Here is a 13466-nt window from a genome sequence, read left to right as displayed (position 1 = left end):
AAAATAAAAAAGGGAGGTGTTTAATATGAAAAAATTGATATTGTTGGTTTGGACATTTTTTGTTGTAATTTTAGTTTCTATTATTTATAACAATACTATAAAAGCTGCTACATATAGTTGGGGTTCGCGTGGTCAAGTTGTTATTGAAATTCAATCCAGATTAAAAAAATGGGGATATTATAAAGGTAATGTAGATGGAATATATGGATATTTAACCTATACAGCTGTTAAAGAATTTCAAAGAAAGAATGGATTATATCCTGATGGAGTTGCAGGACCAAGAACTTTAGCAGCTTTAGGAATTAATGTCGATAACGCTCAAAGAGGATATAATGGGACGCAAAATCATGAACTTTTATCAAGGCTTATATCAGGAGAAGCCAGGGGTGAGCCTTACATAGGTCAAGTTGCTGTTGGAGGAGTTGTTATGAATAGAGTAAGAGATCCAAGATTTCCAAATACTATTCCAGGAGTTATATATCAACCTGGCGCTTTTACTGCAGTTGATGATGGGCAGATAAATTTGCCTCCAACTGATAGTGCTAAAAAAGCCGCAACGGATGCTTTAAACGGTTGGGATCCTTCAGGAGGAGCATTATTTTATTATAATCCAGAAAAAACTACAAATAAATGGATTTGGTCAAGGCCTGTAATAAAGGTTATTGGTAAACATGTATTTTGTAAATAAATTATTGACAAAGTAGTTTTTTATGCATATAATGAAATCAGAGTAAATTAGTCGGAATTAAACGCTATGATCAGGTAGAGTAGGCTATGCTAAGTGTCCAGAGAGGGGCTCCTTGGCTGGAAGAGTCCTACACGGAGGCATAGCTGAAGTGCACCTGTGAGCGTCAGGCTGAAATTTAGTAGGCCGAGACGGGACTACCCGTTATAGTAGAAGGGCATGATTGTGCCCAAAAGAGAGGGGAGTTTTCCCAATCAGAGTGGAACCGCGGAGGTAAGCCTTCGTCTCTGAATATGAGGCGAAGGCTTTTAATTTTACCTGTGCACAGGTAATAACAAAGATTTAGGAGGTGGATATTATGATTTACAACAATATTTATGAATTAATAGGAAATACACCAATGATAAGATTAAATAGATTAGTGACTAATGATATGGCAGAAGTATTAGTTAAATTAGAATACTTTAATCCAGGATCAAGTGTAAAGGATAGGATTGCCCTTTCTATGATTCAAGAGGCTGAAAAAAGGGGAATTTTAAAAAAGGGGGATACCATAATTGAGCCTACAAGTGGAAATACAGGTATTGGACTTGCTATGGTAGGAGCCTCAAAGGGATATAAAGTAATATTGGTAATGCCTGAGACCATGAGTATTGAAAGAAGAAAACTCATGAAAGCCTATGGTGCAGAGATTATCCTTACTGATGGTAAAAAAGGTATGAAAGGAGCTGTTGAAGTAGCGGAAAGATTGGCAAAAGAAAATGGATATTTTATGCCTCAACAATTTAAAAATTTTGCTAACCCTGAAATTCATATGAAAACTACTGCTCAAGAAATATTAAAACAAACAGAAGGTAAAATTGATGTGTTTGTTGCTGGTGTAGGAACAGGAGGAACTATAACTGGAGTTGGTAAGGTGTTAAAGGAATATATACCTAACATTAAAATTGTTGCGGTTGAGCCTAAAGAGTCTGCGGTTTTATCAGGAGGTCAGATAGGGCTTCATAAGATTCAAGGAATTGGTGCAGGATTTGTTCCTGATATACTTGATACAAGTATAATTGATGAAATTGTTACTGTATCTTCCAAAGAGGCTTTTGAAACTTCAAGAAATCTTGCAAAAAAAGAAGGTATTTTGGTTGGAATATCATCAGGAGCAGCGGTTTATGCAGCTTTAAATAAGGCCTTGGAATTAGGAAATGGTAAAAGGATTGTTACAATAGCTCCTGATACAGGAGAAAGATACCTTTCAACAGAACTTTTTGAGGAGTGATGTATATGTTTAAAATGATAATAGAAGAGGCTAAAAATATATTAAAAAAGGATCCAGCTGCTAAAAGCCTTCTAGAAGTTATACTTCTATATCCTGGACTTCATGCATTAATTTATCATAGAATAGCCCATTGGTTTTATGTAAGAAAGCATTTTGTTATTGCAAGGTGGATATCTCAATTTGCAAGGCATAGAACAGGGATAGAGATACATCCTGGAGCTAAAATAGGTAAGGGACTTTTTATAGATCATGGTATGGGAGTTGTAATAGGAGAAACTGCTGAAATTGGAGATAACGTTACTATATTTCATGGAGTGACTTTAGGAGGAACTGGAAAGGAAAAGGATGTTAAAAGGCATCCAACTGTTGGAGATAATGTTGTTATAGGTGCTGGAGCAAAGGTTTTAGGACCTATAAAAATAGGGAATAATGCCAAAATAGGTGCAAATGCTGTTGTTCTTAAGGATGTTCCACCTTATGCTACTGTTGTTGGTATTCCTGCAAAGGTAGTAAAAATAGATTATGAGGCTTTTAAAGATAAAGAAAATATTGTGTATGGTCTATGGTTATAAGCCCAGGTTAAACCTGGGCTTTCTTATTTTATTTTTATTTATTATTGTGCAATTTTACAAAACAAACTATACTAATAATGTATAGGAAAAAACTTTGGGGTGAAAAGATGATTAAGGAAAAAATAAAAGAATATGCAAATAAAATAGGCATAGAATACATAGGTTTTTCTAGTGTAGAATTTAGTTTTGATTTTATAGAAAGATTAAAGGAGAGGCGATTAAATGGACATTTATCTGGGTTTGAAGAAAAGGATGAATTTAAAAGGGTTGATGTAAGTTCTATTTTAAGTAATGCAAAATCTTTTATATCTATTGCTGTTCCTTATAGAACAGTTGATTTAGATTATAGTAGGCCTTACCTTTCAAAATCTTCATTAGGAATTGACTATCATATAGTATTAAAAAATAAGTTAGAACTTTTAAAGGTCTTTCTAAAAGAAGAATTAGGTGCAGAATCAATATATTTTTGTGATATAGGACCATTACACGATAGAGAGATTGCATATAAGTGTGGTATAGGATTTTATGGAAAAAATACGAATATATATACAAAAAAATATGGTTCTTTTGTTTTTTTAGGAGAGCTTATTACAGATTTGTATATTGAGCCTGATTATCCTATTGAATCTAAATGTGGAAGTTGTGATATTTGTATAAAATCATGCCCTGTTGGGGCTATAGAAAAGCCTTTTTACTTAAATTCTAAAAAGTGCTTATCTTTTATAACTCAAAAAAAAGAAACTTTGACCTATGATGAAATGATTAAAATGGGAAGTAGAATATATGGATGTGATATATGTCAGGATGTATGTCCATTTAATAAAAAAGCAGAATATTCTAATATAGTTGATTTTAAACCAGAAAGTTGGAACATAAACATAGAAGTAGAAAGATTTTTAACTATGTCCAATAAACAATTTAAGGAAACCTTTCAAAAAACCTCTGCAGGTTGGAGGGGAAAAAAAGTCCTTCAAAGAAATCTTATTATTGCACTGGCTAACCTAAAATCAAAGGAAGGCTATAATAAGATAAAGTCCTTGATTGAGGATGAGTATTTTTCTTACTATGTAAAATATTATCTAAATAGATTGGGGGAATTTAAATGAGTCGAGATGATAAAGGTTTTTTAGCTAGAATTTTAATAAATGCGACTGCTATATATTTAACGGCTTCCTTCATAAAGGGTATATATGTAAGCGGATTTGGGGCTGCAATAGTAGCTTCTATAGTTTTAGGCCTTGCTAATGCTTTAATAAAACCTGTATTGTTAATTTTATCCTTACCCATTAATATAATGAGCTTGGGACTTTTTACTTTTATTTTAAATGGAATACTTTTAATTATAGTTTCGTCTTTAACTAAGGGATTTATAGTTTCAAGTTTAGGTTCTGCAATTATTGGATATATTTTTATAAGCATTATATCATACCTAATAAGCGTTATATTATAACATGAAAGGATGGTAATATGAATAAAGAGTTTTTAGGAAAATTGTTATTTAGTTTGCCAAAAGGGATTTATAAGCCAATATGTAAATTAATTGTAGAATTTACTTTGCAAAAGTATGCAGACATTGAAGTTAAAAACTATCAAAATTTAGCTTCCATGTCTAAACCTTTAATTTTTGTAGCAAATCATTTAAGCAATGCAGATGGGCTTATTTTAAATAAGGTTTTAAGAGAATTTGACCCCTATTTTGTTGCAGGAATTAAACTTCAGTCTAAGGCATTAAGTAGAATAGGTGTAGAGGCAGTGAATACTATAACTATACAGCCTAATTCTCCTGATTTAGAGGCTATAAAAAGAAGTATAAATGTAATAAAAGAGGGACATTCTCTTATGATTTTTCCAGAAGGGACAAGGTCAAGAACAGCAACCATGATTAAAGGCAAAAAAGGGGTAATCCTTATAGCAAGAAAATGCAATGTTCCAATAGTTCCTATAGGTTTAATTGGAACAGAAAAATTAATGCCTATTAATGATGAGGATATGGGAAAAGAAAAGTTTTACAAATCTAAGGTTATTGTAAATATAGGAAAGCCTTTTAATTTACCTGAAATGTTAGATGGTATGACAAAGGATGAATATGATGAATATTGTTTAGATTATCTTATGAGAAAAATAGCAGAATTATTACCATTAGAGTATAGGGGAGTATACAGATGATAGTAGGTATTGCAAATATAAAGTTAAAATTTTTTACGCCTCATTCTTTAAAGGAAAAAAGGCAAATAGTAAAAAGTTTGATTTCAAAGATAATGCAGCATAATGTTTCAGTAGCAGAGGTTGGAGAAAATGATAAATGGCAGCTTTGTGAGCTAGGGATTGCAGCTGTTGGAAGTGATAAAAAAATAGTTGATTCAACTTTTAATTCAATTTTAAAACAAATAGAGCAAGATGGACGTGCAGAAATAATAGACATAAACATAGAAATATTATAAAATAGTATTAAAGCTTTTGATATGCAATTTATATTTATGAGAAAGCAGGAAAAAGAAAGGGAATAATATAAAAGGGGGCTTTGCCCCTTTTTAATATTTAGCTTGAGGTGTTTATATGAAAGAGTATATGAAAATAATAAAAATATTAGAGGAAGAATATAAAGGTTTAGGATGTGCTTTAAATTTTACATCGCCTTTTGAACTTTTAGTTGCCACTATATTATCAGCACAAACTACAGATGAGATTGTAAATAAGGCAACAAAGGAATTATTTAAAAAATATAATACTCCTTATGAAATTGCAAATATATCTTTAGAGGAATTAGAAAAATATATAAAAATTTGTGGTTTATATAAGACTAAAGCAAAAAATATAATAAATGCAAGTAAAATAATAGTGGAAAAATTTAATGGTGAGGTTCCAGATAAGATGGAGGATCTTTTGACTTTACCTGGTGTTGGAAGAAAAACAGCAAACGTTGTTTTATCAAATGCCTTTGGAAAGGATGCTATAGCTGTGGATACCCATGTTTTTAGAGTTGCTAATAGAATAGGACTTGCAAATTCTAAGGATGTTGTTCAAACTGAAAAACAGCTTATGAAAAATATTCCGAAAAATTATTGGTCATCCCTTCATCATTGGCTTATATGGCATGGAAGAAAAATTTGCACGGCAAGAAAGCCAAAGTGCGATATTTGTAAAATAAAAGAATATTGTAAATTTTATAAGGATAATATGTTATAATATACTTAAATTTATTTAAGGGGGCATTTTATGCAGAATAAGTTTAAGATTGCACTTATATCATTTATTGCTGTTGTATTTATTACTCCTGTATTACTTACATTGTCATTATTAGGAGGAAATAATGATAAAATTTGTAAGGGAGTGTATATTAATAATGTATATGTAGGTGATAAAACTAAAAATGAAGCAATAAGTTTATTGGATGCTAAATTTAATAAGCCGTTGTATGAAAAAGAATTGGTTTTAAAGTATAATGATAAGGAATACAGGATAAACTTAAAGGATTTAGGGGTAAAATTTAACGTTGAGAAAGCAGTAGAACAGGCTTATGCAATTGCAAAAGAAGGAAATATGTTAAAACAAGTAATAGATAGGTTTAAATTAAAAAACAATGGTATAAATATTGATTTAGAATTGAATTATGATGAGTCGAAAATAGAAAATATTATCAAAAAAATTTCCCGAGAAATAAACAAACAGCCAAAAAATGCGACAATAAACTTTGTAAATGGAAAATTTGTTGTTAAAGAAGAAGAATGCGGAATAAAAGTAGATGAAAGTAGTCTTATATCTATGATAAGTGAAAGTATTAAAGGGCAAAATTTATACGTAGATATTCCAGTTATAGTTGAAAAGCCTAAAATTAAAGCTGAAGATCTTAGAAAGATCAAAACAAAAATATCTAGTTTTTCAACTAAGTATAGCTCTTCAGATATTAATAGAGTAGGCAACCTAAAAATTGCAGCAGAGAGCATAAATGGAACTTTAATAATGCCAGGGGAAGTATTCTCAATGAATAAAGTATTAGGTCCAAGAGTTGCAGCAAAAGGATATAAAGAAGCTCCAGTAATTATAAATGGAACCCTTGTTCCTGGACTTGCTGGTGGAATTTGTCAAGTTACTACTACGGTTTATAATGCAGCTTTGTTGGCTAATTTACAAATATTAGAAAGGCGTCCCCATGGCCTTAAGGTTGCGTATGTTCCACCAGGACGAGATGCTACTATTTCAGGAAACTCTATAGATTTAAAGTTTAAAAATACCACTAATTTTCCAATATATATAAGGGCATGGTTGGCTAATTCTCATGTTAATGTTGTTTTTTATGGTGCAAACCAAGATCCCAACATTAAGGTAGTCGTAGAAAGTAAAGTGATAGAAAGAATACCTACTACAACTGAATATATAAAAGATCCAACCTTGCCTGAAGGAGAAAAAATTATAGAAGCAAAACCTATTGATGGAGTAAAATCTGTTACATACAGGAAAGTTTATAGAAATGGAATTTTAATTAAAGAGGAGCTAATTTCAAAAGACTATTATAAGCCTGCTAAGGGTAAAGTTAGAATTGGAACTAAAAAAGTGTTAACTCAATTGGATAAAACTGAAGAACAACAAAACAAAGCAGAAGAATAGGGGAGTGTCAACAGTAGATAATCTAGACAAACAAGTAAAAAAATGTTAAAATTTTTATGGATATTTCGCGGGCGTGGCGGAATTGGCAGACGCACTAGATTCAGGGTCTAGGGCCTTGTGCGTGGGGGTTCAAGTCCCTTCGCCCGCACCAATTTTAAAAAGGTTGGTGAAGATATGTTTTTTTATTATGTCAGCTTTCCTGATGGAGAGCAGGAACTGTGTGAGATGGAAATAAGACATTTATTTGGAATAGAATTAAAAGAAAAATATTTTTTTTATGATGAATATATAGATATAAATAGAAGTCCATATACAAATTATTGTATAAAAGTAGATGCTGAAGCGTTAAGTTTAGAAGAATTATTAGAAGTTATAAAGCAAAAAAATATAAGTTACAATGATTTTAAAGTTCAATATATAAGCCTTTTTGAAAGAATGGATTTGAATAAAAAACATAAAGTAGAAAGTTTAATAGGAGGCTCAATTAAGGGAAAAGTATCAATTCATGAGCCTAAAGTAAAGGTTGGAGTCATTGATTTTAAAGATAGATGGATTGTAGGAGAAATAATAAAAAATAAAAGAATATGGAATTTACATGATAAGAAACCTGTTCAGTATTGTAATTCTTTAACATCAAGGGTATCTAGAGCTCTGGTTAATATTGCTGTTGGGAAGAATAATAGTTTAAAGTTAGTCGATCCTTGTTGTGGAATAGGAACAGTTTTGCTTGAAGCTTTATCAATGGGAATAGATGTTAAAGGATATGATATTAATTATAAAGTTGTTAAAGGGGCAAGGGAAAATCTCAAATTTTTCGGATATCCTGATATTGTAAAAAGAAGCGATATAAAGGATGTAGATAAATACTTTGATGTTGCAGTGGTTGACCTCCCTTATGGGGTGCTATCTGTGACAAATAAGGAGTTACAGAAGGATATAATAAGACATACAGCAAGAATATCTAAAAAGGCTGTTTTTGTAACTCTTGAAGATATGAGGGAAGTTATAAGTTATTATGATTTTGAGGTAAAGGATTTTTGTAAAATTAGAAAGGCTAAGTTTTTTAGATATGTAACTTTAGCAGTTGTTAAAAATAAAAAGTAATGTTATAATATTTTTGGAAAATTTAAAAAAATACACAGGTGCCCGCAAGGGTTAAAAGGGAAAGCGGTGAAAATCCGCTGCAGCCCCCGCTACTGTGAGTGGGTATGAAACCTGATATGCCACCTTTTTGGGAAGGCCAGGGAGTAAGATGATCCACGAGCCAGGAAACCTGCCTGTGTGTTAAAGGCTAAACCTTCGGAGGGAAGGGAAAGCTTGCGAAAGTAAGCCCTTTCCGGGCTTTTTTGTTTCCCTCTGATGGAAAGGGGGTGAAAATATGAAAAAGGTATTGTCGATTATTTTTACGATTTTAATTTTTACATCATGTGTTTATAAAACAACATTAAGTTCACAGCCTGTTTCTTCAAGTGGAAGTATAAAAATAAATCAGGTATCAAGTAGTGAAAAAATAGTTGAAAAAAATAATAAAAATAATGATGTAAAAGCACGCAATGAAAAGAAAAATGTTAATTTGAAATCTAAAGAGGAAAAAACTCAAAAGAATGTTAAAAAAGATGAAATTAAAGTTAAATTAATAATTTCAAAAAATAATAGACAAGATATACTTTATGAAAAAGTCTTAAAGCTTGAAAAACCAATGACTGCCATGCAAATCTTAAAACAAAATACAAAGGTTTATGAAGTGGGAGGGTTTATTAAGGAAATAAATGGCTTGATTTCTATTCCACAAAACCAACTTTCAGATGAAGATAAGGAAAAGGGAATATTAGGTTATGATTGGTTTATATACTTAAATGGTAAAAAAACAAAAGTTGGAGCAAATGACATTGTTGTTAAAGATGGAGATATTTTAAATTTTGATTATAAGGGATGGACCGTTAAAGATTTAATGCCATGATAGGAGGTAAACTATGAAGGGATATATTAAAAGGTTAATTAGTATAATTTTAATTTTAACTGTATTTATTAATTTTGAGGTATTGGCAAAGGTTAGTTCAAAGGTGTATAAAGCAAAAAGTTCTTTGAATGGTTCTTTGAACTATATTATTAATAAAACTAAAACAAATGGAATTCAAGATTGGGATGCTGTTGTTTTAGCAATGGCAGGATATAATTTAAATAATTTAAAGGTAAAAGGTAAAAGGTATATTGATAGTAAAAATAATGATATTTTAAAGGAGCTTTCATATAATTTTACTACAAGTTACGCCAAACATATATTAACAATAACAGCTTCAGGATATGATCCAAAAAACTTTAATGGTATAAACTTAGTTGAAGTATTAAAATCATCACAGCTTCCAAGTGGTAAGTTTAAAGATACGATAAATGGAACAAATGAAGTTTTTATAAATGGTCATATTTGGAGTATGATAGCTTTAGAAGCTATTAAAGAAAATTATGATAGAAATAAAGCAGTTTTATTTTTAGAAAAAATTCAGAATAAAGATGGAGGGTTTCCTCTTACAATATCAGGAAAAAGCGACATAGATATTACAGCTATGGCAATAACAGCGTTGTCTATGGCAGGAAAAAATAAAAATGATAAAAGTATATCTAAGGCTTTAAGTTTTGTAAAAAATAATTTAAAAAAATTACCTAAAGAAAATCAAACAGCAGAAACATTAGCTTGGATTATACAAGCAGCGGTATCTTGTGGAGACGATTTATCAAAATATGTTGTTAATAATAAAAACATAATAGATGAGTTGCTTCTTTATAAGGATAAATCTGGGGGATTTAAACATATAAAGAATGGGAAAGTAGATGATATTGCTACAAATCAAGTCGCTAGAGCGTTGTTAAGTTATGTAAATAAGAAAAATATGTATGAAAGTATTAAATATAAAAAGGGAAATTATTATAAACCTGTTTCTATAAATATTACTTCTCCAATTTTATATTCGGCATATTTTAAAGATTTAAAAAAATTAGAAGTTATTGTTAAAGGAACTTATTATGATGAAGCTGAACTTTTGATAAATGAAGATAGTAAAGTTTTTAGCCAAAAATCAAGTAATGGAATAATTAAGTTTAACTGTGATGCTAATTTGAAAAGTTATAATTATAAATTGTTTTTAAGAAAGAACGGTAAAGTTGTTAGGGTTATCTTAGGAAGCCTAGAGCCTATTGAAAAAAGTTATAACGTAAGTGTTAGAATTGAAGGACCAGATAAAAATGTTTTAAGATATGATGTTAGAGTTGGAAATAAGGAGGTTTATGATTTTAATGGTAAAAAATACAAAACTTCTGTTCCATCAGTTTATGCTGCTGTTTGTAAAGCATTGATAGAAAATAATATTCCCTTTGAAGTAACGTATTCAAGTTATGGTCCATTTTTAAATGCTATTTCAAATATTAAAACAGGAAGATTTGGAGGATATGATGGTTGGATGTTTATGGTAAACTCAATTGAACCACAAACTGGTATGGCAAATTATGAAGTTAAAGAAAATGATAAAATTTTGATTTATTATGGTGATTGGGGAATAAAACCTTTAAATATAGAAGTTATAGGCGAGAACAAGATAAATTCTCAAATTAAAATAAAAGTAACTTCAGATAATTCTCCAGTTAAAGATGCTGTAGTATATGTTAATAATATAAAATATATCACAAATGAAGAAGGTATGGTTACTTTTATAATTGAAGGACCTGGAAAGTATCAAATTTATGCAGAAAAAAATGGTGGAGAGAAAATGGAATATATAAGAAGTGATATAAAATTATTAGAAATTAAATGATGGGTGGAAAACCACCCATCATTATTGTGTAGGGTGATATGATGCAAAGAAAAGATAAAGGTGGATTTAATACATTTACTTATATTTTAATAATTTTGTTATACTTAATTGTTTTTATTGTATTAAATAACTTATTATATGACTTAATAATTATGTTTTCTTTGATTTTATTTGCTAAAATAAATAAAATTTTAAAGGAAACTTTTGGGTATATAAAGTTTTCTTTATACCTGTCAATTCTTATAATAGTTTTAAATTTAATATTAAATAGAAATGGAAATACTATTTTATTTAAAATAAACGGATTTTACTTAACTTTAGAATCTTTAATTTATAGCATTTTTATGTCTGTTAGATTAATAGCTATATTGATAGTTTTTGCAGTTGGAAATATATTGATAGATCCCGATGACGTTTTTAGTTTTATTTCTAAGATTTTTGGGAAAACAGCATTAGTTATGAGCCTAGTATTTAGATTAAGTTTTAAAATGATACGACAGTTTAATGAAATAAAAGAAATTGAGTTTATAAGAGGAAATACATTCGAAGGAAATTTTTTGAAAAGAATAAAGTCCTACAGTCAAGTTATAAACATTTTGTTTTTATCCTCTTTAGAGGATTCGATAGATTTAGCAGAAGCGATGTATTCTAAAGGCTTTGGAGTTTCTAAGCGTTCTAATTATAATGAAGTATACTTGAATTTTTATGATAAGGTTTTAATTTTTTTGGTTATTATTTTGTTTTTAAATTTTATAACTTATTTAGGATTAGGATATAATAAATTCTCTTTTTTTCCTACGGTGGATAGTTTTATAAAAAGAACGAGTTTTTTAGGAATGTTTTTTTCTTTATCTTTCTTTTTAATAACATTTGTTAATTGGTGGTGTTTAAATGGAAGTTATAAAGATAAGTAATCTCACATATTATTATCCTTATTCTAAAAAGCCAGCAATTGAAAATATAAATCTAACTATTAATGAAGGTGAATTTGTATTAATACTTGGCCCTTCAGGGTGTGGAAAATCTACTTTACTAAGAGTTATTAATGGTTTAATACCTAATTTTTATGGTGGTAAAATTAAAGGGGAAGTTTTAATTTTTAATCAAAACATAAAAAATATTTCAAAAAAAGATCTACTTAGAAGGGTAGGTTTTATATTTCAGGATCCTGAAAAACAATCTGTTTATAATAAAATAGAAAGGGAAATAGCCTTTGGGATGGAAAACTTGGGGTTTGAACTTGAAGATATGAGAAGAAATGTTGCAGAAGTTTGTGCTTTGTTTAATTTAAGCTCTATAAAATATAAATCATTAGATAATGTATCTGGAGGAGAAAAGCAAAAGGTAGAAATAGCTTCGGTTATGGCAATGGATCCTGATATTATTTTGTTTGATGAACCTACTTCTCAATTAGATCCTATATCTTCTGAAGAAGTTATAAACTCAATAATTAAACTAAATAAGGAACTTGGTAAAACTGTAGTTTTAGTTGAGCAAAGAGTAGATAGGTGTTTTGATGTTTTTGACAAAATTATTGTTATGGATAAGGGGAAAATAGCTTATCATATAAGAAAGGATGAATTATATGAATACTTAGATAAAATAGATTTCTTGCCTAAAGTAAGTATTGTTTTTAAAAAGGCAGGATATGATTTTATACCTTTAAATGTAAAAGATGGAAGAAAGTTTATTGCTAATAAGGAATGTAAATTTAATGAGCAAAAGAATATAAAAAAATTTAACAAAAAAATATTAGAAGTAGAAAATTTAAATTTTGAATATAAGGTGGGGGATTATACGTTAAAAGATATAAGTTTTTCTTTACATCAAGGGGAAGTGCTTGCTGTAATGGGACAAAATGGTGCAGGAAAAACGACTTTATTTAAGATTATAGCTGGAATTATAAAAAATTTTAAAGGTAAAGTTTTAATTAATGGTAAAAACATAAAAGATTTTAATGATAAAGAAAGGGTACGAAAAATAGGATATCTATCTCAAAATCCTAATTTATATTTTGGAAGGGATACAGTTTTTGATGAGGTTGCATATAGTTTAAAAAATATAGGTCAGTATAATGAAGATGTAGTAAAAGAAACTTTACGAAAGTTTGATTTATATGATTTAATGGATAAAAATCCTAGAGATTTAAGTGGAGGACAAAAACAAAGGTTGGCAATTGCTTGCACGGTGGTATCGGATCCAGATATTTTGATTTTAGATGAGCCAACAAGAGGAGTGGACATTTATCATAAAGAAGAGGTAGGAAATTTTATAAAGGAGTATGCAAATAAAGGAAAGTCAGTAATTGTAATAACTCATGATAGTGATTTTGTAGGAGATTATTGTGATACAGTTATTTTAATGTTTCAAGGGGAAATCATAGCCCTTGGCAGTGTAGAGCATGTTCTAGTAAATTCTTTATATTATTCACCTCAAGTTACAAAATTATTTAAAAACATATATAAGGTTGTTAATACAAAAGAAGCAATTGAAATTTTAAAAAGTTTAAAGGAATAACGGTGATA

The 13466-nt window shown here is 29.6% G+C and carries 14 protein-coding genes, 1 tRNA gene, 1 riboswitch and 1 other annotated feature; all 15 genes read left to right on the top strand.

Annotated elements, in window-relative coordinates; genetic code table 11:
* The first annotated feature begins 25 nt into the window (after positions 1-25).
* A complete protein-coding gene (gene sleB, locus C4R78_RS01865) occupies positions 26-688 on the top strand; it encodes a spore cortex-lytic enzyme (protein ID WP_103895400.1) in 663 nt (220 codons plus the stop codon).
* A gap of 57 nt (positions 689-745) precedes the next feature.
* Positions 746-977: a binding site (T-box leader), on the top strand.
* Between the two features lie 66 nt (positions 978-1043).
* The gene (gene cysK, locus C4R78_RS01860; protein ID WP_103895399.1) at positions 1044-1958 is read left to right on the top strand and encodes a cysteine synthase A; all 915 of its coding nucleotides are present in this window, start codon (positions 1044-1046) and stop codon (positions 1956-1958) included.
* 5 nt (positions 1959-1963) lie between these two features.
* Complete coding sequence (gene epsC, locus C4R78_RS01855) at positions 1964-2530, top strand: serine O-acetyltransferase EpsC (RefSeq protein ID WP_103895398.1); 567 nt, start codon at positions 1964-1966, stop codon at positions 2528-2530.
* Between the two features lie 107 nt (positions 2531-2637).
* Entirely contained in the window at positions 2638-3636 is a 999-nt protein-coding gene (gene queG / locus C4R78_RS01850; protein WP_103895397.1) for a tRNA epoxyqueuosine(34) reductase QueG, read from the top strand.
* Positions 3633-3980, top strand: a complete 348-nt coding sequence (locus tag C4R78_RS01845) for a phage holin family protein (protein ID WP_103895396.1) — start codon at positions 3633-3635, stop codon at positions 3978-3980. Before queG ends, C4R78_RS01845 begins: the two co-directional genes overlap by 4 nt.
* A gap of 17 nt (positions 3981-3997) precedes the next feature.
* Positions 3998-4696 carry a lysophospholipid acyltransferase family protein gene (locus C4R78_RS01840; RefSeq protein ID WP_103895395.1) on the top strand — a complete coding sequence of 233 codons (699 nt, stop codon included), beginning with the start codon at positions 3998-4000 and terminating at the stop codon, positions 4694-4696.
* A complete protein-coding gene (locus C4R78_RS01835; RefSeq protein ID WP_103895394.1) occupies positions 4693-4971 on the top strand; it encodes a DUF503 domain-containing protein in 279 nt (92 codons plus the stop codon). Before C4R78_RS01840 ends, C4R78_RS01835 begins: the two co-directional genes overlap by 4 nt.
* 115 nt (positions 4972-5086) lie before the next feature.
* Positions 5087-5716: an endonuclease III gene (nth, locus tag C4R78_RS01830; protein WP_103895393.1), complete on the top strand. Its 630-nt coding sequence runs from the start codon at positions 5087-5089 to the stop codon at positions 5714-5716.
* A gap of 30 nt (positions 5717-5746) precedes the next feature.
* The gene (locus tag C4R78_RS01825) at positions 5747-7135 is read left to right on the top strand and encodes a VanW family protein (RefSeq protein ID WP_103895392.1); all 1389 of its coding nucleotides are present in this window, start codon (positions 5747-5749) and stop codon (positions 7133-7135) included.
* A gap of 67 nt (positions 7136-7202) precedes the next feature.
* Positions 7203-7286: transfer RNA gene (locus tag C4R78_RS01820), tRNA-Leu, on the top strand.
* A gap of 23 nt (positions 7287-7309) precedes the next feature.
* Positions 7310-8239, top strand: coding sequence for a TRM11 family SAM-dependent methyltransferase (locus tag C4R78_RS01815; RefSeq protein ID WP_103895391.1), 930 nt, complete (start codon positions 7310-7312; stop codon positions 8237-8239).
* A 19-nt stretch (positions 8240-8258) separates the two neighbouring features.
* Positions 8259-8430: riboswitch (cobalamin riboswitch) on the top strand.
* An 83-nt stretch (positions 8431-8513) separates the two neighbouring features.
* A complete protein-coding gene (locus C4R78_RS01810; RefSeq protein ID WP_103895390.1) occupies positions 8514-9095 on the top strand; it encodes a DUF4430 domain-containing protein in 582 nt (193 codons plus the stop codon).
* A gap of 13 nt (positions 9096-9108) precedes the next feature.
* Positions 9109-10941: a DUF4430 domain-containing protein gene (locus tag C4R78_RS01805; protein ID WP_103895389.1), complete on the top strand. Its 1833-nt coding sequence runs from the start codon at positions 9109-9111 to the stop codon at positions 10939-10941.
* Positions 10942-10979: 38 nt separating this feature from the next.
* Positions 10980-11855, top strand: coding sequence for an energy-coupling factor transporter transmembrane component T (locus C4R78_RS01800; protein ID WP_103895388.1), 876 nt, complete (start codon positions 10980-10982; stop codon positions 11853-11855).
* Positions 11833-13458 carry an ABC transporter ATP-binding protein gene (locus C4R78_RS01795; protein ID WP_103895387.1) on the top strand — a complete coding sequence of 542 codons (1626 nt, stop codon included), beginning with the start codon at positions 11833-11835 and terminating at the stop codon, positions 13456-13458. The genes C4R78_RS01800 and C4R78_RS01795 overlap by 23 nt, the downstream gene beginning before the upstream one ends.
* Positions 13459-13466: the final 8 nt, after the last annotated feature.

The sequence above is a fragment of the Caloramator fervidus genome (assembly GCF_900108045.1).
Lineage (GTDB): Bacteria > Bacillota > Clostridia > Clostridiales > Caloramatoraceae > Caloramator > Caloramator fervidus.
The sequence above is the reverse complement of the archived record's forward strand: the minus strand, read 5'-3'. Positions and strand labels throughout refer to the sequence as shown.

What these genes read in the sequence shown, in the direction of transcription:
- sleB (WP_103895400.1), top strand. Translation starts at nt 26, where the DNA reads ATGAAAAAATTGATATTGTTGGTTTGGACATTTTTTGTTGTAATTTTA.
- cysK (WP_103895399.1), top strand. Translation starts at nt 1,044, where the DNA reads ATGATTTACAACAATATTTATGAATTAATAGGAAATACACCAATGATA.
- epsC (WP_103895398.1), top strand. Translation starts at nt 1,964, where the DNA reads ATGTTTAAAATGATAATAGAAGAGGCTAAAAATATATTAAAAAAGGAT.
- queG (WP_103895397.1), top strand. Translation starts at nt 2,638, where the DNA reads ATGATTAAGGAAAAAATAAAAGAATATGCAAATAAAATAGGCATAGAA.
- C4R78_RS01845 (WP_103895396.1), top strand. Translation starts at nt 3,633, where the DNA reads ATGAGTCGAGATGATAAAGGTTTTTTAGCTAGAATTTTAATAAATGCG.
- C4R78_RS01840 (WP_103895395.1), top strand. Translation starts at nt 3,998, where the DNA reads ATGAATAAAGAGTTTTTAGGAAAATTGTTATTTAGTTTGCCAAAAGGG.
- C4R78_RS01835 (WP_103895394.1), top strand. Translation starts at nt 4,693, where the DNA reads ATGATAGTAGGTATTGCAAATATAAAGTTAAAATTTTTTACGCCTCAT.
- nth (WP_103895393.1), top strand. Translation starts at nt 5,087, where the DNA reads ATGAAAGAGTATATGAAAATAATAAAAATATTAGAGGAAGAATATAAA.
- C4R78_RS01825 (WP_103895392.1), top strand. Translation starts at nt 5,747, where the DNA reads ATGCAGAATAAGTTTAAGATTGCACTTATATCATTTATTGCTGTTGTA.
- C4R78_RS01815 (WP_103895391.1), top strand. Translation starts at nt 7,310, where the DNA reads ATGTTTTTTTATTATGTCAGCTTTCCTGATGGAGAGCAGGAACTGTGT.
- C4R78_RS01810 (WP_103895390.1), top strand. Translation starts at nt 8,514, where the DNA reads ATGAAAAAGGTATTGTCGATTATTTTTACGATTTTAATTTTTACATCA.
- C4R78_RS01805 (WP_103895389.1), top strand. Translation starts at nt 9,109, where the DNA reads ATGAAGGGATATATTAAAAGGTTAATTAGTATAATTTTAATTTTAACT.
- C4R78_RS01800 (WP_103895388.1), top strand. Translation starts at nt 10,980, where the DNA reads ATGATGCAAAGAAAAGATAAAGGTGGATTTAATACATTTACTTATATT.
- C4R78_RS01795 (WP_103895387.1), top strand. Translation starts at nt 11,833, where the DNA reads ATGGAAGTTATAAAGATAAGTAATCTCACATATTATTATCCTTATTCT.